Origin of the sequence: Enterococcus sp. DIV1224 (genome assembly GCF_050555455.1) — a bacterium.
Taxonomy (GTDB): Bacteria; Bacillota; Bacilli; order Lactobacillales; family Enterococcaceae; genus Enterococcus_B; species Enterococcus_B lactis.
Genome location: NZ_CP187859.1, coordinates 1,475,252 through 1,497,567 on the forward strand (window position 1 = coordinate 1,475,252; position 22,316 = coordinate 1,497,567).

Consider the following 22,316-nt stretch of genomic DNA (forward strand, 5'->3'; position numbering starts at 1 on the left):
TTATTTATTGGAGGCAATAGTATGATCGCGATCGGTCAGTTAGTTTTTTATATTCCTTTTTTTATTATGCTAAGCATTCTTTTCTATTACATAAAATGGACGAAAAAGAAGTTTTCAGTTTTACTGGCCTCTTTACCTGCCGTATATTTTACTTATCAGATTTTTTCTTTTAGACATTGGGAAACAACATCTGTATTAGTGATACACATCATCGAATTGACGCTTGCAGTAGTTTTTCTAATCATTTGGATCTATTTTTTATATATGATTTGTCAAATTAAGCTAGAATAAAATGCTTCTTGTACATAGCTCAAAAATATTTCGATTGGTGTTCTGTAATTCAATGATTTTCTTGGAATATGATTACGTTGATTGCTGACACTGGAAATAAATGTCTGATTCACTTCTCTAAAATCCATTGATTTCGGCAGTCCATTACGACGCAGAATCCCGTTAGAATTCTCGTTTAATGGGCGTTGAGAAGGTGTTCCAGGGTCCGCAAAATATATATCAATATCATGTTGGTTACTAATGGCTTTCCAGTTAGAAAATTCTTTTCCACAGTCAAACGTAATAGATTTAAAGAAGTTTTTAGGGAAGCGAGAAAACCATTGATTAAGGGCAGTTTCAATATCTAATGCCTTAGGGCCGTTGGGTTTAATCGTGATAATGACTTTAGATAATCTTTCAACTAAAGTAATGACGGCACTTTTATGATGAATGCCAACGATCGTATCACCTTCAAGGTGACCAAACTCAGAATTGAAATCAGGATAATTATCAGGTCGATCATGGATTGAGCGCTGATACTGTTGTTTTCCCCGTTTTTCCTGATGGCCATTGGGTTTTCTTTTACCTTTCATCGGTAGTGTGTCAATATCAAATATTCCTTTAGAAAATAAACGATAAAGTGTTCTCATACCGCATGAAACAAGCCTTTCTTTTCGCCCGATAATGACGTCAGGCGTCCAACCAAGAGTGACTTTCTCTTTAATGTAATCTACTTCATGAGCAGGTAATTGAATGACTTTTCTACCACATTTTTTCTTATTTTCTTTATACTGGTGCCAATAATCAAGAGCAGTCTTGCCTTGCTTGAACTTATTGACTACATTATAAATAGTTTGTATAGCACGTCCCATTCGGTTAGCGATTTCAACCGGCTTATTATGTTGAAGATAATATGATTCTATCATTGTCAGTTCGTCTATGGTAAGATGTTTGTAGGTCATTTATGGTTACACTCCTTTGTTTTCTTTCGTCGGAAATACAATTTGAGTGTACCATAAATGCCTTTTTATTTTTCTAACTTAATTTTACAATTAGCGATATAAAAATCAGAATTGAATCCTAGCAGTTTCAAAAGAAAACGATTAAAGATCAGCAGAGATTTTCTGTATCTTTAATCGCTTTTTTCTATTCTGTGATACCAAAAAAATGTTTGAATCGATGAAGAAGCGTTCCTTGTTTTAATTCTATAAATTCTTGTGCAATCGGATATTTTTCTTCCAAATTTTCTTTGTTCTTTTCAATCAGACTTTTTGCTTCTTCATATTTTTTATCTGCACATAATACTTTTACTTCCTGTAAAACTTTTCCTGCTTCCATTTACCTCACCCTCTTGCCTTTTTTATGGCTTTAAGTTTGATTTAAGCTATACGCATTATTCTATATTCATCCCAAATAACCTTTTTTCATTTTTTACTCCTCGAACCAATCAGTTTTCTAAAGACTGATTGGTTCGTCTTTTTTATTTTTCATCCATTTTATGCTGCTCTTCTGCTAATTTGTCTAATGCTTTAATGGATGTAACAGTTTTCGCATAATCATAGCTGTATAATTCTGTAAATTTATCAGGCAGAACAAACCACGCTGGATGGTAGCCGTTCGCAGTGATCGGGAATCCTTTGTCTTGTTGATTATCTCCATCCCACCTTACAGCAACACCTTTTTTTCCTTTCCACTTTATTAAAGCAATCGAGTATCCTTTTTTTGTTTGTGTGCCGTCTTCAATAATTGCTAAAATTTCTATTTTTTCTTTTGGTGCACGAACTTCTTGAGGGCGAACCATTTTCTATTCCTCCCTTATCTAATTACTTCACGACCAATACACTGCAAGGGGCATGTGAAACGACATAAGAAGCGGTTGATCCGACTAGTGCTTGTTGTATAGCTCCTTTTCCTGTCGCTCCCATAACGATCAAATCAATATTTTCTTGTCCAGGGATGACATTGGCAATCAAATTTCTTGGATCTCCAGTTTCAACTATTGCATGGATCTCAGCAATGCCGAACTCTTTGGCATCATTGATTTTTTTCAGCATGGCTACTTCTGTTCTTTGTTTTTCATCTGCATAGATTTTTGAAAAGGCATAGGCACTATGGGTCAGCTCAACTTTGTTGATGATTGACACGATAAATAAGTGGGCTTCATTGTCCTTTGCTAAGTCAAGGGCTTCAGCGAACGCTTTGATCGATTGTCTTGATCCGTCAACTGCTACCATGATGTTCTGGTATCTCTTACTCATTGGAACCGCCTCCTTTTTCTTTTATTGTAACATCTCAAGCAAAAATACAAAAAATATACGCAATGTGTAAATAAAATGATGATTAATAGCAATTTTTTTCAAGTTATTTATACATTTCTGTTCTCATCAGAACACTTGTTCTAAACCTATCATTTCTGCATTATGTGGAATTTCTCATCATTTTTCACATGAGATGAACATCATTCTGTTACAAAAAACGTGGATTTGTCATAAATTGTCATGCTTCTTTTACCTATGAAATATTTTCACGTGTTAAAGTATTCCTCGTTGAACACAACAAATAAAACTTTTTAACGAATAAAGGAGATTTTTCATGACATCACTTAAAACTTTACTTTTTGGAACAACTTTGGCTGCCGGTGCTGCATTCTTCATGGGAACGACTGCTCATGCGGACGAAGCTTATACCGTTCAATCAGGTGATACTCTATCAACGATTTCTCAAAAATACGTTGGTGACAACTCCTTGATCAATGCCATTGCAGAATCAAATTCAATTTCTGACATTAACCTGATCTACTCAGGACAACAATTAACGATTCCAACAGAAGGCTCTGCACAAGCAGCTGCTGAACCTCAAGCAGCCGTTCAAGAAGCTCCCGTCCAAGCTGAACAACCTGTTGTACAAGAAACGGTTCAAACAGAAACACAAGCAGCCCCTGTTGCTGAAACACAATCTGCTACAACAGAAACAACAACAACGGCAACAAGCACGAATGCTGCAAAAGAATGGATCGCACAAAAAGAATCAAGCGGTTCTTACACAGCAACGAACGGACGTTACATCGGACGTTACCAATTAGATTCTTCTTACTTGAATGGTGACTACTCTGCTGCGAACCAAGAAAAAGTGGCAGAACAATATGTTGCTTCACGTTATGGTTCTTGGGAAGCTGCGAAAGCATTCTGGGAAGCAAACGGTTGGTACTAAGATTCATTATTTGAACGTTTAAACACATTCAAAATAGGAAGAGGCCATGCGAAAGAATACATCGCATGGCCTCTTTTTGAGTTGTTTTGTCACATCAGAGCGAGTTTTTTGCTTATCTATTACTTCTATGACTTTCTTACCGAAATCTATTTTATATCAGATTTTATAAAAAAATACCGATGGGATCTCTCCCTCGATATCTTTTCTCAGTATATAAAAAAATTATGCGGCTAAGAAGATTCGAACTTCCACGAGGTCGCCCTCACTAGCGCCTGAAGCTAGCGCGTCTGCCAATTCCGCCATAGCCGCATCACATGTTCTAGTTTAGGATTACATTTGTTTTTTGTCAAGAACATATTTTTTGTTCTTTTTTATCTCTACGCGTTTTCCCTCTTGCAACCAATACAAATAGTTCATCCGAGTAACTCCATCATCTATTGAAGGGCGATAAAAAAATTCTGTTTTTTCCATAAGCTCAATTTCACTTTTCAGAAAATTGGTCACATGATGCGGGACGCTATCGATGCAAACATAGACGTAGTCAACAGCACGGATTCTTTCAAATAGTGCTTTCTCCCCATACTCATATGCGTCGATTCTTTCGACAGTTTTTACATATTTCTGCAATCCTTTTACGAATCCTTTTATTTGTTTGTTCCCGATCGCAGCAATTTTGAGTGATGATGCCCACTTTTCAGCATCTATGCTCAATTGCTTTTTACTTGGCTGTTTAGATTTTTGACTTGTTCTCTTTAGATATTTGTCGCTTCTTCTTTTTAACTTATTCTGTTCAACGATAGGATAGCAATACCTTAGATATACTGGACCGTCTACTGTTTTTTGATGTACTCGTACTGCTATCCCATCTGTTAAAAGATCTTTGCGTTTAAAGCTCTCTTCTACTATCAGTGGTCTTCTTTGCTCCGTATTGACCTCGTGGAAATAAATGCTACCCTCTTCTATTTCTACAAAACCATAAAAATATTTGTTTCTTGATACTGCAAATCATTTGCTTGTTGTTCAAAGATCCATTGATACCTATTGAACAGCTTGTTCAGCTGATTGAACTTATAAAATGATTGGGTGTCTAACTGCTGAATCAATGCATGGATCAGATCTTGAGGAGCTGCTTGTACGAAGTTTTGTTTTTCCTTTGCTAATTGTTCTGTTTGTCGCTGGTTGACTTTAGACAACTGCTGCAGTTCTTGTTTTTTCTTCTCCATGATTTTCAGATACGTAGCATTTCTATTTGAAAGCTTTTCTAATTTCTTGTTCAGTCGATCATTTCTTTTCTTTAATAAATCTGACTCTTTATGTATTCTCTCTAGATAATGTTGCATTTGGCTATTTTTTTGCAGCAAATAAATGATGATCTGGTTACGTTTTTGGAGTTCCTGAAGTGCGTGGTTATCTGTATCCCAGCCCACTTCTTCTAATTTTTGATACAATTGTTCTGTTTTCCTCTGCTGTTCGATGACTTTTTGTCTCATCTCTTCTTTTTCTACTTTTGCTTGCTGGTGCTGTCGTTCGAGTTGCTGTGACAGCTCTCTGATGTGTTTCTTGTCCTCTCTTCTTTTCTTGCTCACAGTAGCTACTTGCTTTTTTGCTTTACTCAATTCTTGCTTCAATTGATTCATTTCATTGTTTAAACGAGCAACTCTGGGATCGGTAGCTATTTTACTTTGCTGCTTTTTCTTCGTTTCTTTGTTCTTTTTTTTCTCTCGATTCAGCTGTTTTTGCTTCATTTTCTCCAACAGTTGTCTTCTTCTTTCATTTTGATACTGATCATTTTTTATTTCTGCTTGTTGCCATCCTTCTGGAATTCTTTTATAACCGCTAAAGTAGTTCACGAGATCTCCTTTCTAGTGATCATAAGCAACGGACGAAAAAACTTTAAATAACACATTTATTAAAAATTCAATTTATCTTGAACTTTCAATATCAATCAATAAGATCATTTTTTAAAAAGATAACGAGCATTCATCTATTATAAAAATAATACAATAAATAACAAAAATCTGCAATTGTTTATTTTGTTAAATTATTCTTAATACGATACATCACAAAAAAATAAAAATAAGAATGGCTATTCACCAAAATAGTGCTATAGTAGAAAAAAATATGTTTACTTAGGAAGAGGCGGATTCGATGAAATTGATCAAACTATGGGAAGCAGATTTGGAGAAAGCTTATCGTCTGCAAACTAGCTTCGGACCAAACGAGAATGGATTTATCAACAATGCTTACGGCTATACACTTGCTGAATTTTTAGATTATGTAAAAAAATGCGAAAACACTTCTTTAGGGATCGATCTTCCTGAGAATTACGTTCCCGCAACCGTCTTTATTTTGGAAAATGATGGACATGAGTATGTAGGAATTTTTAATCTGCGCCATAAATTGAATGAATCATTAAGAAACGGCGCTGGCCATATCGGTTACGGCATCTCCCCTGACTATCGTAAAAAAGGATATGCAACACAAGGTTTAGCATTAGTACTGCAAGAGGCAAAAAAAATCGGCATCGATGAGGCACTTTTGTCTGTAAATAAAAAAAATCTTTGCAGTCTTAAGGCGCAGCAAAAAAATGGGGCCACGATTTATCGCGAAGATGAGAAAGAATACTATACGAAAATCAAATTGATGTAAAAAAGATGGATGGCAAAAGGAAAGGGATTTGAACGTCCTTTATCAATAGAACACATTTATTTGATTAACTTCTAATATAGCAGACAAAATTTTATAAACAAAAAACCTCTTATCTCTTTTCTTCTTAAAAGGATAAAAGGTTTTTTGTTTTTACTATTTACTTCTCATAGCTAGTCAGTCAAGATTCCTATCGAATCCCCAACGCAATCCGTGCATAACGGCTCATCTTATCGGTCGTCCACGCTGGATACCAGACAAGTTTTACTTCTGCTTTCGTTACTTCTGGCACTTCTTTCAATGCGTCATGGATAGATTCTGTTAAAATATCGGCTAGTGGACAGCCCATAGTTGTTAGCGTCATTTTGATGACTGTTTCTCCGTTTTCAGGATTGAATTCTATATCATAAATCAAGCCTAAGTTGACAATATCGATTCCTAATTCAGGATCGATCACCATTTCCAAGGCAGCAAGAATACGTTCTTTGATCAGTTCTATTTCTTGCGCAGACCGTTCTTGGTTTGCTTCGCTCATCGTACGACACTCCTTAACACGATTTTTATTTATCATACTCTTTTTTTAACTACTTGTAAATGAGAATTTAGAAGGAAGATTCTCGTTTAAATTTATAAAATGTCCTTGTTAGATGGAATACATTAAATTCATTCTAAAATAAATCTGATTCCTCATTTTTTTTGTGAACGATTTTTTATTTCTGGCAATACACCTGTTGTTCGATACATTTTTTGTTCGTTTTCATTTGCAAATCGGCCAAATACTGAATGAGTTGGTAAAATATTGATAAATGCATCGTCGTCGATTTCATGAACGATCTGATCAAGATCATACATTTCATAGCGGGTGATGACCATCATGATCATATTTCCTTGTTTTTTTGAATAGCCACCGACAGACGGAAGCAATGTCATTCCACGTACCATCCGTTTCGCTAGTTCTTCTGTTACCTCTTCCGGTTTGACGGTCACGATCATCGCTGTTACTTTTTGATGACTCGTATGGATGGCATCAATCACTTGAGTCATTGCATAAATGGAAATAATCGTATACAAGGCACTTTCCCAGTTAAAGAAGAAGCCTGCGATGACTACAATGATCCCATTTAGAATCAGCATGTAATTTCCGACTGTTTTTCCAGTTGTTTGTGAAAGCACAAGAGAGATGATGTCCATCCCACCAGTTGTAAAGCCCATTTTTAAAGATAACCCTACGCCAAGACCTAATAAAACACCGCCTACTAAGGCATTCATCAAAATATTATCAGTGATCTGTCCGACTGGAAGTAGCATCGTCATCACTGATACGCATACAACGTTCACAAAACTAAGGATCGTTGCTCGTTTTCCTACTTTGAGGAACCCTAATACAAACACAGGGATATTCAAAATAAAAATAAATGTTCCTGTGTCTACCTTGATATGAAACCATTCATATAAAAGCGAGGAAATGATTTGAGCGATCCCATTCATCCCTGCAGAAAAGACATTGGCTGGAATCAAAAAATAATTTAAAGCGACCGCAGCGGTCAATCCGGTTATCAAAATAACCACTATTTTCTTTAATCTTTCATTTTTATGATACGCAGTCATAATTTTGCTCACAAGCACCTCTCCTCTACTTTGTTATTCCAAATGTAAGAATAACAGTTTATCTATTAAAATAAAATACTTCGAACTCAAATGAGAAGAATTTTAGCAAACAAGTAAGAATCTGCCCCATTCCTATGATAAGATAGATGTATAGTAAACTTATACGTATATCAGGAGGGTTCTTATGGCAAAAGATGCTAGCTTCGACATTGTATCAGAAGTCAATACAGAAGAAGTAAAAAATGCGATTCAGCAAACAACAAAAGAATTGACTAATCGATTTGACTTCAAGGATTCTACGGTAGAAATCAAATTAGAGAACAGCAATCTAGTTGTCTTGAGCGATGATGATTTCAAAATCGAACAGATCAAAGATGTATTATTTGGTAAGTTGATCAAAAGAAATGTGCCAATCAAAAATATCCATTTTTCCGAATCGGAACACGCGCTAGGTGGCAAAGCTCGTCAAACTGCCGATCTGGTCAACGGAATCGATCGCGAAAACGCGAAAAAAATCACTACAGCTATCAAAAATGAAAAACTGAAAGTAAAAGCACAAATCCAAGAAGATCAGATTAGAGTGACAGGTAAAAACCGTGATGATCTTCAAGCTGTGATTGCTTTATTACGTAAACTTGACTTACCAATCGAGTTGCAATTCACTAACTATCGTTAATGAAAAAAACGAGGCTGACATCTGTCATCCCTCGTTTTTTTCATTTACTGCTTCTTTGGATGACCAAAAACGCTGTATTCCTTCTTCCAATTCTCCAACACTTCGTACTTCTCTTGCTGTTTGCCAATGTTGTGGGAATAAACGTCGATAAGAGAAACGAGCAAATCGTTGATCTGCCAATACCACGATTCCTTGATCCGCCATGCCACGAATCACTCGACCACCAGCTTGCAAGACTTTGTTCATTCCAGGAAGCTGATAAGCGTAAGCAAATCCAAGGTGTTCCTTCTCATCATAATATGATTTGATCAGTTCCTGCTCATGATTCATCTGCGGCAACCCTACACCTACGATCATACTGCCGATCAATCGGTTCCCTCTCAAATCGATTCCTTCTGAAAAAATCCCACCAAGTATACAAAATCCTATCAATGTTTCATCGGGATCTGCTTGGAATTTTGCTAAAAATCGTTCGCGTTCTTCTTCATTCATGTCCGTTTCTTGGATCAGCACATTGCTGTCAGGATATTGCTGTTTGAATGCTTCCGCCGCAAGGTCTAAATATTGATAAGAAGGAAAGAAAACGAAATAATTTCCGACCTTTCCATCAGCAAAAGCATGGATCGTCTCAACTAATTTTGCCAGACTTTGTTCCCTGTTTCGATAAGTCGTCTCTAAGTAATTTGCGATGAAAACTTGCTGGTTTCCTTCTGGGAAAGGACTCGGCAGTTTGTAAGCGAGACTTTTTTGTCCGCCCAGTGTTTCCTGATAATAAGATAGGGGTGAAAAACTCGCAGAAAAAAGGATACTGCTTCTTCCTTTATCCAACGACTGCTCAAGAAACAAGCTTGGATCAATACAAAACTCTTTTACTATCAGATCGTGATACGTTTTTTCGACCGTTGTTTCATAGTGATCATCATAAAATTCACTGACCTTCAAAAAATGAAGCAAATCAAAGTAATAAGGAAGCAATTGTTCTTGTGATGGATGCTCAGGAAATTCTGCTAGCCATTCTTTGATTTTTTCGCTTAATTGATAACCTGCCTTTACTAAAGATTCAGCTGGTGCTTTTTGATGATGATAATCCCAATGATCTTCTTTTGCTATTTCTCGGATCGTATCAAATTCTTTCAATAGTTTGTTGAAACGACGATGGAGTTTTTTGAATTCCTTTGGTATAGCTTCCTTACTTCGTTTTGTTTTTTCATAAGATAGTTCTGCCGAATACATCTCTCGGGAACGATTCACCAAATTATGTGCCTCATCAATCAAAAACAGATAATCCTCGTTTTTTTCATCTTCAAAAAAACGTCTTAAATAAACAGTGGGATCAAACAGATAATTGTAATCCCCAATGATCACGTCGCACCAGATACTGACATCTAATGATAGTTCGAAAGGACAAAGTGTATGCTTTCTTGCATAAGTTTCGATGACTTCTCGAGTGATCTGATTCTCATGATTCAAAAGATCCCATAACCCTTCGTTGATACGATTGTAATAACCATTGGCATACGGGCACTGCTCTGGATTACAGGTCGTCTCATCTAAAAAGCAGATCTTATCTTTAGCCGTCAAAGTGACACTTTTTACTTCAGCTCCAGTATCTTTTAATGCTGTCATAGCATCTTCAGCTACTTGTCTAGTTATTGTTTTGGCTGTTAGATAAAAGATCTTTTCTCCCTCTTCTTCCCCTACAGCTTTCAAAGCGGGGAATAACGTAGAGATTGTTTTTCCTGTTCCGGTAGGTGCTTCTACAAACAATTTCTGTTTCGTACGGATCGTTTTATAAGCAGCTACCGCTAGTTCACGCTGGCCTTTCCTATACTCATCATGTGGGAATTTCAAAGCCATCAAAGAGGCATTGCGTACAGTGCGCCAGTTTTCTTGAAAAACAAGCCATTCTTTATAATCTTCAGTCAGTTTTTTAAAAAAAGTTTCTAACTGCTCTCTTGTCTGATGTTCGACCTTTCTCGTAATCACTTCTTCTGCCGTCTGAAAGTAAGTCAATTGCAGATTTATTTCTTGTAAATCATGTTCTTGACTATAGATATAGGCATACACCCTTGCTTGATGAAAGAAAAGTTCCACTTGCTCTGGTTCTAAATCTTCAAATCGTGGTTCGGAGGTTTTGATTTCATCTATATAATAAATTCCGTCTCTTTTGAAAATACCGTCTGCACGGCCTTCAACGATCAGGTGATATTCATCTAATGGAACTGTTGTTTTTAAAAAGACTTCTTTTTCATAGTCTTCTCCCGCATCTTTTTGGAGCTTGCGGTGGATTCTTGCTCCTTCTAATGCAGTATGGCTACTTTTTTTACGATTGTCGATACTTCCACGTCGCAAAATAAATTCTACTAAGTGCCGCACAGATATTTTTGACTGTTTGATCATTTCCACCACCTCTTTCTCTCTAAGATTACCTGAAAAAACCTAGTTTAGCAAAAAGAGCTCTCTTTTCAAGCATAAAAAAATACCCTGCTGATTAGGCAGGGATATAGGATATAGAATTTGGATTTTTGGATGAGTCTAATGTAACAAGGACATATTAAAATGCTATGAAAACTTACTTTCCTTCTCTTTAGAATATCCAAATACTTTTCATATAGTCTGATAATTCAGATAAGTAAAGAGAAATAAGTACCTGTTTTTGTTTCCTAGCAATGAATGCGTTATACTAATGGATGAAAGAAGTTTTGGCTATCAAGGAGGAATGCACATGCATATCGAAAGATTAAAAACAGGAATGATTGAAGAAAACTGTTATTTGGTCTACAACGAAGAAGCACTTTTGATCATTGACCCTGGAGAAGATGCAGAACAAATCAAACAAGAAATCAAAAAAACAAACCAACAACCGGTAGCGATTTTACTTACCCATACCCACTATGATCATATTGGTGCAGTAGAACCTTTACGCGCATATTATCAAATCTCGGTGTATGTCAGCCCGCTAGAGCAAAAATGGCTAGGTGATCCGATTTTGAACCTTTCTGGACTCGGACGACATGATGATATTGCTGATATTATTGTCTCGCCTGCAGAATATGAATTTGAAATGAAAACTTATACTTTAGGAAACATGTCTTTTCGTGTGGTCCCTACTCCAGGGCACTCCATCGGAAGCGTTAGCTTTATTTTTGATGATTTTGTCGTTTCTGGCGACGCCCTATTTAGAGGAAGTATCGGTAGAACCGATCTGTATACAGGGAATTTAGAACAATTACTTCACAGTATTCGGACCCAGCTGTTTGTTTTACCTGATGAATTTGCAGTCTATCCAGGACATGGTGATGCAACAACGATCGAACAGGAAAAAAGGACAAATCCTTTTTTCAATCGTTAAAAATGATTTAGGAGGAGAATAAAATGACAGAAACTACACTTTATATCGTACGGCATGGAAAAACGATGTTCAATACAATCGAACGCGTACAAGGCTGGTGTGATACGCCACTCACAAAACAAGGACAAGAAGGCATCCATTATTTAGGGCGCGGGTTAAAAGATGTCGACTTTTCTTTTGCTTATTCTAGTGACAGTGGTCGGGCGATCGAAACTGCCCGTATTATTCTAGGAGAACATTCTAAGGGAAAAGAAATTCCTTATTTTATCGAGAAACGGATCAGAGAATGGTGCTTCGGGTCTCTTGAAGGTGGCTATGACATGGAAATGTGGGGTGTGATCCCTCGCGTATTGAATTTTAAAACATATGATGAAATGTTTACCACAGAAGTTTCTTTTGAACAAATTGCCAATGCTGTATACAACTTGGATACGGCTGGATGGGCAGAAACTTATGAAACATTACGAGATCGTGTATGGACAGGATTTGAAGATATCGCCCATCACTGCGAAAAAAACGGCGGCGGAAATGTTTTAGTCGTATCACATGGTTTGACGATTGCCTTCTTGCTTAATCTAATCGATCCTAAACAGCCTGTTCGTGCTGGTCTTTTAAATGGCAGTGTAACAAAGGTTACTTATGCAAACGGTCGATTTTCTATCCATGGTATCAACGATACGTCTTATATCGAAAACGGGAAAGCACATAGTCGAGACTCGTTTTTATGATGGGATATTTTAATTTTTAACAGAGAATCATAAAAGGCAAAGTCTGAACGAGGGCTTTGTCTTCTTTTTTTCTTCGTATACTTATCTGCTTCATTTCTCAAGTTTTTCTTAATATTAAAAAACAGATTGGGTTTATCAAAAAATAACGGTATACTATAAGATGTATCTTAATTGGGAAGGAAGGAATTTATGTTTTTTGCAAATATTATCAAAGCAGTGATTCTCGGTATTATTGAAGGAATAACGGAATGGCTGCCCATCAGTAGTACTGGTCATCTGATCCTAGCAGATGAATTCATCAAACTGGATGCCAGTTCACAATTTATGTCGATGTTCAATGTCGTTATCCAATTAGGGGCGATCTTAGCTGTCGTCGTTCTTTATTTTCACAAATTAAACCCCTTTTCTCCAAGTAAATCAACGATAGAAAAAAAAGATACTTGGACACTTTGGTTTAAAGTGATCGTTGCTTGTATACCAGCCATCATCATTGGTTTGCCTTTGGATGATTGGTTAGAAGCAAATTTCCACAAGTTCTTACCCGTTGCCATTGTTTTGATCGTTTACGGTATTGCCTTTATTATTGTCGAAAAACGTAACAAAAACAAAACACCTCGTTGGACTTCGCTGAATGACTTTACGTACCAAGCAGCTCTTCTTGTTGGGTTATTCCAAGTCTTGGCACTTGTTCCCGGAACATCTCGTTCTGGTGCAACGATCCTAGGAGCTATCTTGATTGGCGCTTCGCGTTTTGTCGCTACAGAATTCTCATTTTTCTTAGGGATTCCTGTCATGTTTGGCGCAAGCGGCTTGAAGATCGTCAAATATTTAGCTGAAGGGAACTCATTCAAAATGGAAGAAACTGTTGTTCTTCTTGTAGGAACATTCGTATCTTTTGTGGTTTCTATCTTAGCTATTAAATTCTTATTAAGTTATTTGAAGAAAAACGACTTTACCGCTTTTGGCTGGTATCGTATTATCCTTGGTATCATTTTAATTGGTTATTGGTTTATTGCAATGTAAGAAAAACCGGAACACTTCTCTTGTATGAGAAATGTTCCGGTTTTTTATTTTATCTAATGATAATTATTATAAATAATAAAAACTCCATCGAGCTCCATAGTCAAATGATAACCATTATCGTTCTCATTTAGCTGTTTTTATTATCAATTACATTTTTATTATGCTATCCTTGTTTTGACAAGGAGGACTGATAACGATGGCTAATCAGAAAAAAGCTTTTGCAGCAACAATTGGCTGTCTTTTATTTATGATTGCCGGTTTTATTTTCGACCGATTCTCTCTCACCATCACCCCGCTTTTTTATATCAGCGCTATTATCATCGGTGGATACAAACAAACATCGGAAGGCTTGAAAGAATTGTGGAATGACCGAACACTGAATGTGGACTTATTGATGGCTTTAGCCGCTATCGGTGCCTGTTTGATTGGTAATTATTTTGAGGGAGCAATGTTGACATTCATCTTTTGTTTAAGCGGTGCATTAGAGGAATACACGACCAATAAAAGTCAAAAAGAAATTACCGCTTTGATGAATCTTCAGCCACAAAAAGCTCAGTTACTAAAAGAAAACGGACAAATGCAAGAAGTAGATGTTTCGCAATTAAAGGTGGATGACTTGGTGTTCGTCGCTAAAGGAGCGGCTGTTCCGATCGACGGTTGTTTAGAAAGCACACAGGCAACGATCGACGAGTCTGCATTAAGCGGTGAATCTGTACCTGTAGAAAAATATTTAGGAGATGAGATGTTTGCAGGAACGCTGAATCAAGGAAATCCCATTACAATTCGAGTAACAAAAACGAGTACCGAAACTGTCTTTGCTAAGATTATCCAATTAGTGGAAGAAGCGCAGAATACGCCAACTCAAACAGCTTCATTTATCGAACGGATCGAAAACAATTATGTAAAATTGATTTTGCTTGCTGTGCCTCTAATGATCCTTCTCCCCCACTTTTTCTTAGGTTGGAGTTGGGATGAAAGCTTTTATCGAGGAATGGTATTATTAGTCGTGGCTTCTCCTTGTGCGCTTGTCGCATCTGCTACTCCTGCTTCTCTAGCTGCTCTTTCAAATTCTGCAAAAAATGGGATTCTAATCAAAGGCGGGATCCATTTAGAGAAGCTTTCTGAATTAAAAGCGATTGCCTTTGATAAAACTGGAACACTCACTAAAGGAAAACCAGTTGTGACTGACAGCTTTTTCTTTGATGAGAAGGATTTGGCACAACAACTTCTTGTTGCTATGGAACAAAAAACGACACACCCTCTTGCTCATGCGATTTTACAATATTTCGATTGCACAATACCCGAAGCAATCCAATGCCTATCAATAGAAGAAATTACTGGTTTTGGATTACAAACTACCTATTTAGGGGCGCAATGGAAAGTTGGCAAACACGCATATGATCCTGAGACGATGAGAATCAGCAAAGAGATTGAGGAAATGATCGAACGTTTAGAAAATCAAGGAAAAACTGTAATCTATCTTTCTAAAGATCAACAGTTAATCGCTGTTTTAGGTCTGTTGGATATTCCAAAAGCAAATGCCCAACAGGTGATTTCCTACTTTAAATCCCAAAACATCCATACAAGTATGATAACTGGCGACCATTCTGGCACAGCAAAGGCTATTGCTGAACAAGTAGGAATCGAACATTACTATGCCAGCTGTACTCCGGAAGAAAAAACACAACTAGTCAAAAAAGAAAATGAACGTTACCAAGTAAATGCGATGGTTGGTGATGGAGTCAATGATGCGCCTGCTTTAGCAGCTGCTTCATTAGGTATCGCTATGGGACAAGGAACAGACGCCGCAATGGATATCGCAGACATCGTCTTAATGAAAAATGACTTAGATAAATTCGTCTACAGTCATCGGCTATCTTTAAAAATGCGGCGGATCATCAAACAAAATATCATTTTTTCGATTCTTGTTATTCTCTTGTTGATTGCTTCTAACTTCTTGCAATTTTTAAATCTACCTCTTGGAGTAGTAGGACACGAAGGAAGCACGATATTGGTTATTCTGAATGGCTTGCGCTTGCTAAGACCTTTACCTGCTCTTTCTGATTCTTCAAAAAAATGTAAGTCTTGTCCACTATACCAAGCACGGCTGTCTTCTGCCAAATAAGTGAAATTTTTTTATGATTTTGTTTATTTTATGAAAAAATCAGCGTATGAATAGATTTCGAAGGATAAATTCCTGCTTTTGCAACTTTCTAAAAACATGTTATGATTGTTTCGAAGAAAGTGAGGAATTATTTCATGGAAAGTTGGCTTTTTTTAGGTATTATTTTACTTGTAGCAATTTTAGCTAAGAATCAAAGTCTAATGATAGCGGCAGCTTTTGTGCTGATTATGAAGCTCATACCAGCCTCCCGTTCCTTTTTTCCTTGGCTTCAAGGCAAAGGAATCAATATTGGTGTGACGATCATCACTGCAGCGATTCTGATCCCTATCGCAACAGGAGAAATCGGTCTACGTGATTTATTAGAAGCCTTTAAATCCCCTATCGGCTGGGTAGCTGTTTTTTGCGGTGGGCTAGTGGCTGTCTTATCTTCCAAGGGCGTAGGATTGATTGCTTCTGATCCGCAAATCACTGTTGCGCTTGTTTTTGGCACGATTTTAGGTGTTGTCTTCTTAAGAGGAATCGCCGCCGGACCAGTCATTGCTTCTGGCATTACTTACTGTATCTTACAAGTATTTGCTTTAGGAAAATAGATCAAATTTTGCCTATTTTTAGGAGATTCTTAACACCCCCAATTTACTGATCCGTGATATACTGACAACGAGGTGATACAATGTTCGAAAAATTGAAGTATTTCATAGGAACAATTGGCTGGTTTCTTTTAGCAGTACTTTTGATTCTGGGCTTAGCTTATCTTTTATTTCCTGATTTGATACAAAATGTGTTAGATACTGCTTTTTGATTGACCTATTAGAATGATATAGGGATGCTCCTGCGATGCAGGAGCTTTTTTTAAACAATGACCGAGCGAATGAGACTTCCTATTGAAATCGATGCTCTTTTTTCTTTTTGGCTCTTCTCCTCTTTTTTGTTATACTAGATTACAGTGGACAAAAGAAGGAATGATTGCATCCACTTTAACGAATATCAAAATGGAAGAAACAGTACCTGTTCTCAGGTTACTTTGGAAAGAAAGGAAGACGCTTGTGGAAACTTTTGAAGGTCTTTTAATTGATACGTATGTTTTACAAGAACAGCCAATGATGCTGACTGGAATCAACTTGCAGCTTGAGGACCGTGTGATCAATGGCCTGCTTAAAGATCGCTATTTGGCAAAGTACATCTTACGTTTGCCACTAAATAAATATGTACTGGAAGTAAGTGGCAAATGGAACCGTCGGAATCAGTTAGTCATTAAAAAAATGTTGATAAAAAATATTGATGAATACATTAAAATAATCGGTACACCAGAATAACCTTTACCGATCAAAGGTGACTGGTTATAAAATAACTACAGTTTCTTAATAGAAAAACAAAGAACAACAGGGAATCGTATCCCTTTTCAAAAAAAACTTTGCAAACGGTTCTCTTTGTTATATAATGACTTAGTACCAAACATTCCCATTCAATCTTTGTTTAAATAGATAAATAAAAATCTAGTTTGGTTTGACGCTATTGCCTCCCACAATAGCGTCTTTTTGATTTTTTCAGCTTGATTTATCTGTTTTTACTGATAAAAAAGTTTAAATAAAAGACTGTTAAGGAAAAAAACTTGTCATGTTCATATTGCAAAGCGCGCTGCCTTTAGGTATAATAATGAATGTTGAATTATGCGGTCACACGCGTAAGAACTTAAGTTATCGGAGGTGAAACTAATGCCAAACATTGAATCTGCAATCAAACGTGTTCGTACAAGCGAAAACGCTAATGTGAAAAATTCATCTCAAACAAGCGCTATGCGTACTGCAATCAAAAAATTTGAAGATGCTGTAGCTTCAGGTGCTGACAACGTAGATGCGTTATATAAAGAAGCTGTTAAAGCTATTGATATGGCTGAATCAAAAGGTCTAATCCACAAAAACAAAGCTAACCGCGACAAATCTCGTTTAAGCAAAAAAATCGCTAAGTAAAAGAATCGGCTTCGGCCGGTTTTTTTATTTGTCAAAAAAAACCAAAAGCAACCGGTATTCCCGCATGCTTTTGGCTTCTTCTTTCTATCGATTTCTCAACAACTGCCCTGTGCGCAAAACGAAAAGTTGAAAACTTAATTCTTTTTCGATTTGCCCCGTTTTGATTTGATAATCCATTTCGACTAATTGATCAAATAATTGTACCAGCAACTGTTCATCGAATTTCCTTACTTCTTGCATGGCAAGTTTTACACGGTAGGGATGGACTTTTAATGTTTCTGCAATATTGGCCTGCTGATAGCCAATCTTTACAAGAAATTTTGTCTGTAAAAACAAACGTAATTGAGAAAGTAAAATCGCATTGATTTTGATTGTTTCCTCCCCTTGCATGACTAAATCTTCATATAAACGCAAGGCTTGTTCTGTCTTCCCTTTTAAAATATATTGGGTCATGTCAAAAATATTATGTTCCAATGTTTTAGGAACTAATTGTTCTACTTCTCGAACAGTGATCTGCTGTTGATTTTGTCCATAAAGAATTAATTTCTGTAACTCTCTCATCATTTTGGATAAATCTAAGTCGGTCAACCGCAAGAATAAATCAATGGCGTTTCGTTCCATTTTGATGGAAGAGTTCTCTAAGGTATTCATCAGATATTGACGTACTTCTTTTTCATTCAGCTGTTGGACGTTGATGATGGTTGCTGTTTTTTTCAATTGTTTCGTTACTTTTTTCCGTTCATCCAACTTTTCATATGGTGCAAAAAATACTAATACAGTCGATTCTAGTGGTTCTTTCAAATAAGCTGTCAGTAAATCAGTATTTTGTTCGATTCCATTGTTTACTTTCTCACCTGTTAAAAAATATGGGTTCTCCACAAATACTAATCGTTGATCTCCGAAAAACGGCAATGTCTCTGCTTCAGCCACTACCTCCTCTAAACTTGCATTTTCCATGTCAAAACTTAAAAAATTTAAATCATCTTCGCTCTCTAATTTGATTTTTTTAACTATTTCTGCCCGAACTTGATCTTGGAGAAACTTTTCTGTTCCTAAGATCAAGTAACAAGATGCAAGTTTTTCTTTACGTATTTTTTGTAACTCTGCTTGTATACTCAAATTACTCACCACTTTCAAAATTATCCTACCATGAGAAGATGAGAATTACTAGTCTATCATTGTTTCCACTAGGCCGTGAGGATGAAAAACTGGATGCCAGCGATAGGAGATCATTCCTTGCTGATCGGTTCGCCATGTTCTTATCTGATTTTCTTCTAGTGCCTCCAATACTTCGCTGTGAGGGTGACCATAACGATTATTTACTCCGCAGGATATAATTCCATGTTTCGCTTCAATACGGGAAAGAAAATCCGTATTACTTGATGTGCGGCTACCGTGGTGACCTAATTTGACTACGTCGGCTTTCAAATTAGGATAAATAAAAAGCAGCTGTTCTTCCATCGCTTGATTCAAATCGCCTAAAAACAAAAAACGGCTATTGTTATATTCCGTCCATAAACCAATTGAATCTTCATTTCTTCCTTCTCCCTTTTCAAAAGGGGTCAATACATAAAGATCATAATAGCCTTTGATCCTGTCGCCATGTTTGACTTCAATGATTTTAGTGCCATTTTTTTGAGCTTCTGTTAAATGCCTTCGCAACGGCTCATTTCGTCCAGCACCCCAGCCAATATAAATTTTTTTGATGGTGAAATGCTGAGATAATGTGGACAATTCTCCCACATGATCCGTATCATCGTGTGTCAAGATGAGTTTATCGATCACACTTATTCCCTGTCCTTTTAGATATGGAACGATATTCCTTTCAGCAGGAGGTCGTACGATACCTTGCGCCCACTTTTCCCTTTCAAAGTGCAACTTACCACCCGTATCAATCAAAATCGTTTCTTTTCGAAAAGGACTTTGCAAAAAGATACTGTCTCCTTGACCAACATCGATAAAAACGATCGTTGAAGAAAAACGTAAAAATGGCAAAGTCAATAGCATCAAAGAAAACAGACCTACATAAAACAAGAGTCGATCCTGAAAACGAATCGATCATTCGTTCAAACAAGATCAGTCCCTCTTCTATCAGCAAAAGTAAGGTTCTCGGCAACCAGCGATTGAAAAGCGTCAGAAAGAACACACTAGGAAGAAAAAGAAACTTGAATACCGGTGCAACCAGTAATGTAAAAAGACTGCCTAAAAGAGGCCACTCATAAAAATGCCATACAATCAACGGCATCGTGATCATGGTAAATAGGACATGAGAAGCCGTTTTTTTCATCCAATCTCTATCAAAAGAAATCAGGATAAACAAAAAACTCATGAAAAAACTAAGCTGTCCGCCCGCATGAAAAAGAAATCGAGGATCAAATAGCAAAAGAAGCCAAAAGACAACTGCAAATAAGTCCATAGAGGAGTAACGTTTATTCAATAATTTGACTAGCAACCGCAATAAAAACAACAGACTAGAACGCAAGACAGAAATAGAACTGCCTGCAAGAGAAACATAACAGATAGTTAGCAGACTCAACGGAATGATGCTGACGTGCAGTGGCCATCCGATACGTCGAAACAAATAATACAGCCACCCTAAATAAAATTGGATGTGTAATCCCGATAGGCTGAATAGATGCAGCAAACCACTCTCTCTAAAAATTTCTTCTGATTCTCTGAAGCCTGAATCTTTATAACCCCATAATAAAGAATTGATATATACACTTGTTTTTTGCGGAAATTCAGATTGGACAAAAGAAATAAAAGCGCCTCTTTTTCTCTGGAGCCAATTTCGCCAATGATTTTGTATGTTGATTTTTTCGACCCTTTGAATTTGGAATCGACCAGAGATTCTATGGTTCCTGAAGTAAGCTTCTTGGTCAAAAGTATAAGGATTTCGCTTTTTTTCGGGAGAAATAAACTCGCCTTCAGCTGTCAATTCTATCCCCTCCCCTCGGAACCCAAGCCAAGTTTTCAATTCCTCTTCGGTGTTTGCTTGATAAGAAAGCTGTATCTTCTGTTTACTCTCTGACAACCTTCCTTCCATTGTCAAAAAACTGCCATTTGCACGAATCGTATCTGTAGATAAAGTCACTTGCGCAGAAGTTTCTTTTTCCTCTAAAAATGAATATTCTTGTAGCTTATAAGAAACGGATACCATTATGCTACCAACAATACAGAAGTACGCGATAAAACGTCCTTCTTTTAGCGAAAATCACAAAAAAATTCCGGCAAGAAACAAACGATAAATCCAATTGTCCGTATCATACAACAAACAAATAATCATCGACGTAATTGCCGGAAAAATCAACCGATTTCGAACATGCCTTTCTAAAACGCTAGACATGTTTTCCTGTTAATTCATTTTGAAGTTTTGAAAAATGCTGCGAGTCTAAAGCAACTTGGTGTACAGATACGCCTAATTGTTCAATCAACGCTTGAGCATACGGATCATTTCGATAGTCATGGAGATAATTGATCCCTTTGACACCAGCTTGCAGCAAAGCTTTTGTACAAGCTAAACATGGAAAATGTGTGACATAGATTTCCGAACCTTCCGTTGGGATACCGAGTTTCGCGCACTGTAGCAGCGCATTCATCTCTGCATGGATCGTTCGCAAACAGTGTCCATCCACAACATAGCAGCCTTCATCTATGCAGTGGACATCTCCACTGACTGCTCCATTATAGCCGCCAGCAATGATCCGTTTTTCCCTAACAAGTGTCGCTCCTACTTCTAAACGTGTACATGTGCTGCGTAAAGATAACAATACTGCCTGAGCCATAAAGTACTGGTCCCAGGGAATGCGTTTGTTTTGAGTCTTATCAGTAATTTTTTCTTTGTTCGTATCGCATGGTTTTGAAGATTTTTCTAACATGGTTTACATTCCTCCGTTTTTTCAAGTTGATCAAAAAAGCACTCCATTGCTTAAACAAAATATTCTTTAAATATACCGAATCATCATGTCTGACAAAAGAGCATATCCTTCACTGCCGAAATGAAGTCCGTCATCCATTAGCCTCCATTTATTGCTCTTTTCAGTTGATTCTGAATCATTCTATTTAATTGTAACGAAGTTTTTTAGTTTTTCAACTGTCTTTTCACCGATACCAGAGATCTCCTGCAAGTCTTCCACTTTCTGGAAGGATCCGTTTTCTTCTCTAAATCGAATGATTTCTTGCGCCTTGACTGATCCGATCCCAGGAATCTGCTGGAGTTCTGAGGGACTGGCTGTATTGATATTTATTTTTGAAGGCTCGGAATCTGCTGTAGATTGTTTTCCTTCTGAGGATGCCAACTGATCAAGATGTTCTGGCAGCTCTTCACCTACAGCAGGGATATATAGGACTTGCTGATCTTCTATTTTCGCAGAAAAGTTGATTCGATCGCTATCCGCTTCTTCTAATAATCCTCCTGCGCGCTTTAGTACATCATAGACCCGTTCTTCTGAAGAAAACGAATAGATACCAGGCTCCTTCACACTTCCTTTTATATCGGTGTACATAACCTTTGGACGAGCATCCTCTTCTACAGTATTTCCTTCAGGCAATTGATTTTCTTCAATGGAACTAAATGGAGAAAGCATTTCTTTTGCAGCGATTTCTTCTGGTTCTCTATGAAATAACAGATTTGACAATAAAAAACCACTGGCTATACAAAAAATAAGAACTACCGTAGACATACAAACGATTAACTTAGGTGAGGTGAGTA

23 protein-coding genes, 1 tRNA gene and 1 pseudogene are annotated in these 22,316 nt (G+C 37.1%); 12 read left to right on the forward strand and 13 right to left on the reverse strand.

The genetic code is table 11. The features are described from left to right. Window positions 1-21: 21 nt before the first annotated feature. Entirely contained in the window at window positions 22-291 is a 270-nt protein-coding gene (locus tag IGK53_RS07185; protein ID WP_002329141.1) for a hypothetical protein, read from the forward strand. On the opposite strand, the gene IGK53_RS07190 is transcribed toward IGK53_RS07185, so the two are convergent. From IGK53_RS07190 to IGK53_RS07205, 4 genes are all read right to left on the reverse strand, one after another. Then, window positions 273-1,232, reverse strand: a complete 960-nt coding sequence (locus IGK53_RS07190) for an IS30-like element IS6770 family transposase (RefSeq protein WP_430604677.1) — start codon at window positions 1,230-1,232, stop codon at window positions 273-275. The two genes, IGK53_RS07185 and IGK53_RS07190, sit on opposite strands and share 19 nt — an antisense overlap. Window positions 1,233-1,416: 184 nt before the next feature. Continuing rightward, window positions 1,417-1,608 (reverse strand): hypothetical protein, encoded by a 192-nt coding sequence (locus tag IGK53_RS07195; protein WP_002315115.1) that lies wholly within the window; start codon window positions 1,606-1,608, stop codon window positions 1,417-1,419. 142 nt (window positions 1,609-1,750) lie between these two features. After that, window positions 1,751-2,071, reverse strand: a complete 321-nt coding sequence (locus IGK53_RS07200; protein WP_002315116.1) for a hypothetical protein — start codon at window positions 2,069-2,071, stop codon at window positions 1,751-1,753. Window positions 2,072-2,093: 22 nt separating this feature from the next. Beyond that, entirely contained in the window at window positions 2,094-2,528 is a 435-nt protein-coding gene (locus IGK53_RS07205; RefSeq protein WP_002292929.1) for a universal stress protein, read from the reverse strand. 334 nt (window positions 2,529-2,862) lie between these two features. Between IGK53_RS07205 and IGK53_RS07210 the strand changes: the two genes are divergently transcribed. Continuing rightward, a complete protein-coding gene (locus tag IGK53_RS07210; RefSeq protein ID WP_002329139.1) occupies window positions 2,863-3,480 on the forward strand; it encodes a LysM peptidoglycan-binding domain-containing protein in 618 nt (205 codons plus the stop codon). Between the two features lie 225 nt (window positions 3,481-3,705). Here the strand turns inward: IGK53_RS07210 and IGK53_RS07215 are convergent. Both IGK53_RS07215 and IGK53_RS07220 read right to left on the reverse strand, forming a co-directional pair. Next, window positions 3,706-3,789, reverse strand: a tRNA-Leu gene (locus IGK53_RS07215). A gap of 656 nt (window positions 3,790-4,445) precedes the next feature. Further along, on the reverse strand, window positions 4,446-5,330 hold the full coding sequence (locus tag IGK53_RS07220; RefSeq protein ID WP_002329137.1) for a hypothetical protein: 885 nt from the start codon (window positions 5,328-5,330) through the stop codon (window positions 4,446-4,448). 298 nt (window positions 5,331-5,628) lie between these two features. On the opposite strand from IGK53_RS07220, the gene IGK53_RS07225 reads away from it, so the two are divergent. Further along, complete coding sequence (locus IGK53_RS07225; protein WP_002329136.1) at window positions 5,629-6,129, forward strand: GNAT family N-acetyltransferase; 501 nt, start codon at window positions 5,629-5,631, stop codon at window positions 6,127-6,129. Between the two features lie 187 nt (window positions 6,130-6,316). Here IGK53_RS07225 and IGK53_RS07230 read toward each other — a convergent pair whose 3' ends face one another. Beyond that, window positions 6,317-6,661: a metal-sulfur cluster assembly factor gene (locus tag IGK53_RS07230; RefSeq protein ID WP_002292174.1), complete on the reverse strand. Its 345-nt coding sequence runs from the start codon at window positions 6,659-6,661 to the stop codon at window positions 6,317-6,319. A gap of 152 nt (window positions 6,662-6,813) precedes the next feature. Continuing rightward, window positions 6,814-7,734 carry a YitT family protein gene (locus tag IGK53_RS07235; RefSeq protein ID WP_002316215.1) on the reverse strand — a complete coding sequence of 307 codons (921 nt, stop codon included), beginning with the start codon at window positions 7,732-7,734 and terminating at the stop codon, window positions 6,814-6,816. 184 nt (window positions 7,735-7,918) lie between these two features. Here IGK53_RS07235 and IGK53_RS07240 point away from each other — a divergent pair, with 184 nt between their 5' ends. After that, window positions 7,919-8,410 carry a YajQ family cyclic di-GMP-binding protein gene (locus IGK53_RS07240; protein ID WP_002309430.1) on the forward strand — a complete coding sequence of 164 codons (492 nt, stop codon included), beginning with the start codon at window positions 7,919-7,921 and terminating at the stop codon, window positions 8,408-8,410. A gap of 24 nt (window positions 8,411-8,434) precedes the next feature. On the opposite strand, the gene IGK53_RS07245 is transcribed toward IGK53_RS07240, so the two are convergent. Then, window positions 8,435-10,810: an ATP-dependent DNA helicase gene (locus IGK53_RS07245; RefSeq protein ID WP_430604678.1), complete on the reverse strand. Its 2,376-nt coding sequence runs from the start codon at window positions 10,808-10,810 to the stop codon at window positions 8,435-8,437. A 325-nt stretch (window positions 10,811-11,135) separates the two neighbouring features. Between IGK53_RS07245 and IGK53_RS07250 the strand changes: the two genes are divergently transcribed. From IGK53_RS07250 to rpsT, 8 genes are all read left to right on the forward strand, one after another. Beyond that, entirely contained in the window at window positions 11,136-11,762 is a 627-nt protein-coding gene (locus IGK53_RS07250) for an MBL fold metallo-hydrolase (RefSeq protein ID WP_002329134.1), read from the forward strand. Between the two features lie 23 nt (window positions 11,763-11,785). Next, window positions 11,786-12,490 (forward strand): histidine phosphatase family protein, encoded by a 705-nt coding sequence (locus IGK53_RS07255; protein WP_002329133.1) that lies wholly within the window; start codon window positions 11,786-11,788, stop codon window positions 12,488-12,490. 189 nt (window positions 12,491-12,679) lie between these two features. Then, window positions 12,680-13,513, forward strand: a complete 834-nt coding sequence (locus IGK53_RS07260) for an undecaprenyl-diphosphate phosphatase (RefSeq protein WP_002329132.1) — start codon at window positions 12,680-12,682, stop codon at window positions 13,511-13,513. A gap of 196 nt (window positions 13,514-13,709) precedes the next feature. Beyond that, on the forward strand, window positions 13,710-15,638 hold the full coding sequence (locus IGK53_RS07265) for a heavy metal translocating P-type ATPase (RefSeq protein ID WP_002329131.1): 1,929 nt from the start codon (window positions 13,710-13,712) through the stop codon (window positions 15,636-15,638). A 134-nt stretch (window positions 15,639-15,772) separates the two neighbouring features. Next, a complete protein-coding gene (locus IGK53_RS07270) occupies window positions 15,773-16,228 on the forward strand; it encodes a DUF441 domain-containing protein (RefSeq protein ID WP_002289123.1) in 456 nt (151 codons plus the stop codon). A gap of 80 nt (window positions 16,229-16,308) precedes the next feature. Further along, window positions 16,309-16,437, forward strand: coding sequence for a hypothetical protein (locus tag IGK53_RS07275; RefSeq protein WP_002292186.1), 129 nt, complete (start codon window positions 16,309-16,311; stop codon window positions 16,435-16,437). A gap of 244 nt (window positions 16,438-16,681) precedes the next feature. Beyond that, complete coding sequence (locus IGK53_RS07280; RefSeq protein WP_002289125.1) at window positions 16,682-16,951, forward strand: hypothetical protein; 270 nt, start codon at window positions 16,682-16,684, stop codon at window positions 16,949-16,951. Between the two features lie 399 nt (window positions 16,952-17,350). Beyond that, complete coding sequence (rpsT, locus tag IGK53_RS07285; RefSeq protein ID WP_002292188.1) at window positions 17,351-17,605, forward strand: 30S ribosomal protein S20; 255 nt, start codon at window positions 17,351-17,353, stop codon at window positions 17,603-17,605. 84 nt (window positions 17,606-17,689) lie between these two features. Here rpsT and holA read toward each other — a convergent pair whose 3' ends face one another. The 4 genes and pseudogenes from holA to IGK53_RS07305 all read right to left on the reverse strand — a co-directional run bounded on the left by holA (window position 17,690) and on the right by IGK53_RS07305 (window position 22,242). Next, on the reverse strand, window positions 17,690-18,736 hold the full coding sequence (holA, locus tag IGK53_RS07290; RefSeq protein WP_002329129.1) for a DNA polymerase III subunit delta: 1,047 nt from the start codon (window positions 18,734-18,736) through the stop codon (window positions 17,690-17,692). Window positions 18,737-18,772: 36 nt separating this feature from the next. Continuing rightward, window positions 18,773-20,951: pseudogene (locus IGK53_RS07295) on the reverse strand (ComEC/Rec2 family competence protein). Further along, a complete protein-coding gene (locus IGK53_RS07300) occupies window positions 20,944-21,483 on the reverse strand; it encodes a ComE operon protein 2 (RefSeq protein ID WP_002292191.1) in 540 nt (179 codons plus the stop codon). Before IGK53_RS07300 ends, IGK53_RS07295 begins: the two are co-directional and overlap by 8 nt. 180 nt (window positions 21,484-21,663) lie before the next feature. After that, window positions 21,664-22,242: a helix-hairpin-helix domain-containing protein gene (locus IGK53_RS07305; protein WP_002292192.1), complete on the reverse strand. Its 579-nt coding sequence runs from the start codon at window positions 22,240-22,242 to the stop codon at window positions 21,664-21,666. Window positions 22,243-22,316 lie beyond the last annotated feature (74 nt).

Excerpts from the sequence above, each read along its gene's own strand:
- IGK53_RS07275 (WP_002292186.1), top strand. The coding sequence starts at position 16,309 with ATGTTCGAAAAATTGAAGTATTTCATAGGAACAATTGGCTGGTTTCTT.
- IGK53_RS07230 (WP_002292174.1), bottom strand. The coding sequence starts at position 6,661 with ATGAGCGAAGCAAACCAAGAACGGTCTGCGCAAGAAATAGAACTGATC.
- IGK53_RS07205 (WP_002292929.1), bottom strand. The coding sequence starts at position 2,528 with ATGAGTAAGAGATACCAGAACATCATGGTAGCAGTTGACGGATCAAGA.
- IGK53_RS07265 (WP_002329131.1), top strand. The coding sequence starts at position 13,710 with ATGGCTAATCAGAAAAAAGCTTTTGCAGCAACAATTGGCTGTCTTTTA.
- IGK53_RS07210 (WP_002329139.1), top strand. The coding sequence starts at position 2,863 with ATGACATCACTTAAAACTTTACTTTTTGGAACAACTTTGGCTGCCGGT.
- IGK53_RS07255 (WP_002329133.1), top strand. The coding sequence starts at position 11,786 with ATGACAGAAACTACACTTTATATCGTACGGCATGGAAAAACGATGTTC.
- IGK53_RS07270 (WP_002289123.1), top strand. The coding sequence starts at position 15,773 with ATGGAAAGTTGGCTTTTTTTAGGTATTATTTTACTTGTAGCAATTTTA.
- IGK53_RS07300 (WP_002292191.1), bottom strand. The coding sequence starts at position 21,483 with ATGTTAGAAAAATCTTCAAAACCATGCGATACGAACAAAGAAAAAATT.
- IGK53_RS07260 (WP_002329132.1), top strand. The coding sequence starts at position 12,680 with ATGTTTTTTGCAAATATTATCAAAGCAGTGATTCTCGGTATTATTGAA.
- IGK53_RS07200 (WP_002315116.1), bottom strand. The coding sequence starts at position 2,071 with ATGGTTCGCCCTCAAGAAGTTCGTGCACCAAAAGAAAAAATAGAAATT.
- IGK53_RS07195 (WP_002315115.1), bottom strand. The coding sequence starts at position 1,608 with ATGGAAGCAGGAAAAGTTTTACAGGAAGTAAAAGTATTATGTGCAGAT.
- rpsT (WP_002292188.1), top strand. The coding sequence starts at position 17,351 with ATGCCAAACATTGAATCTGCAATCAAACGTGTTCGTACAAGCGAAAAC.
- IGK53_RS07185 (WP_002329141.1), top strand. The coding sequence starts at position 22 with ATGATCGCGATCGGTCAGTTAGTTTTTTATATTCCTTTTTTTATTATG.
- IGK53_RS07225 (WP_002329136.1), top strand. The coding sequence starts at position 5,629 with ATGAAATTGATCAAACTATGGGAAGCAGATTTGGAGAAAGCTTATCGT.
- IGK53_RS07250 (WP_002329134.1), top strand. The coding sequence starts at position 11,136 with ATGCATATCGAAAGATTAAAAACAGGAATGATTGAAGAAAACTGTTAT.
- IGK53_RS07240 (WP_002309430.1), top strand. The coding sequence starts at position 7,919 with ATGGCAAAAGATGCTAGCTTCGACATTGTATCAGAAGTCAATACAGAA.
- IGK53_RS07190 (WP_430604677.1), bottom strand. The coding sequence starts at position 1,232 with ATGACCTACAAACATCTTACCATAGACGAACTGACAATGATAGAATCA.
- IGK53_RS07245 (WP_430604678.1), bottom strand. The coding sequence starts at position 10,810 with ATGATCAAACAGTCAAAAATATCTGTGCGGCACTTAGTAGAATTTATT.
- IGK53_RS07235 (WP_002316215.1), bottom strand. The coding sequence starts at position 7,734 with ATGACTGCGTATCATAAAAATGAAAGATTAAAGAAAATAGTGGTTATT.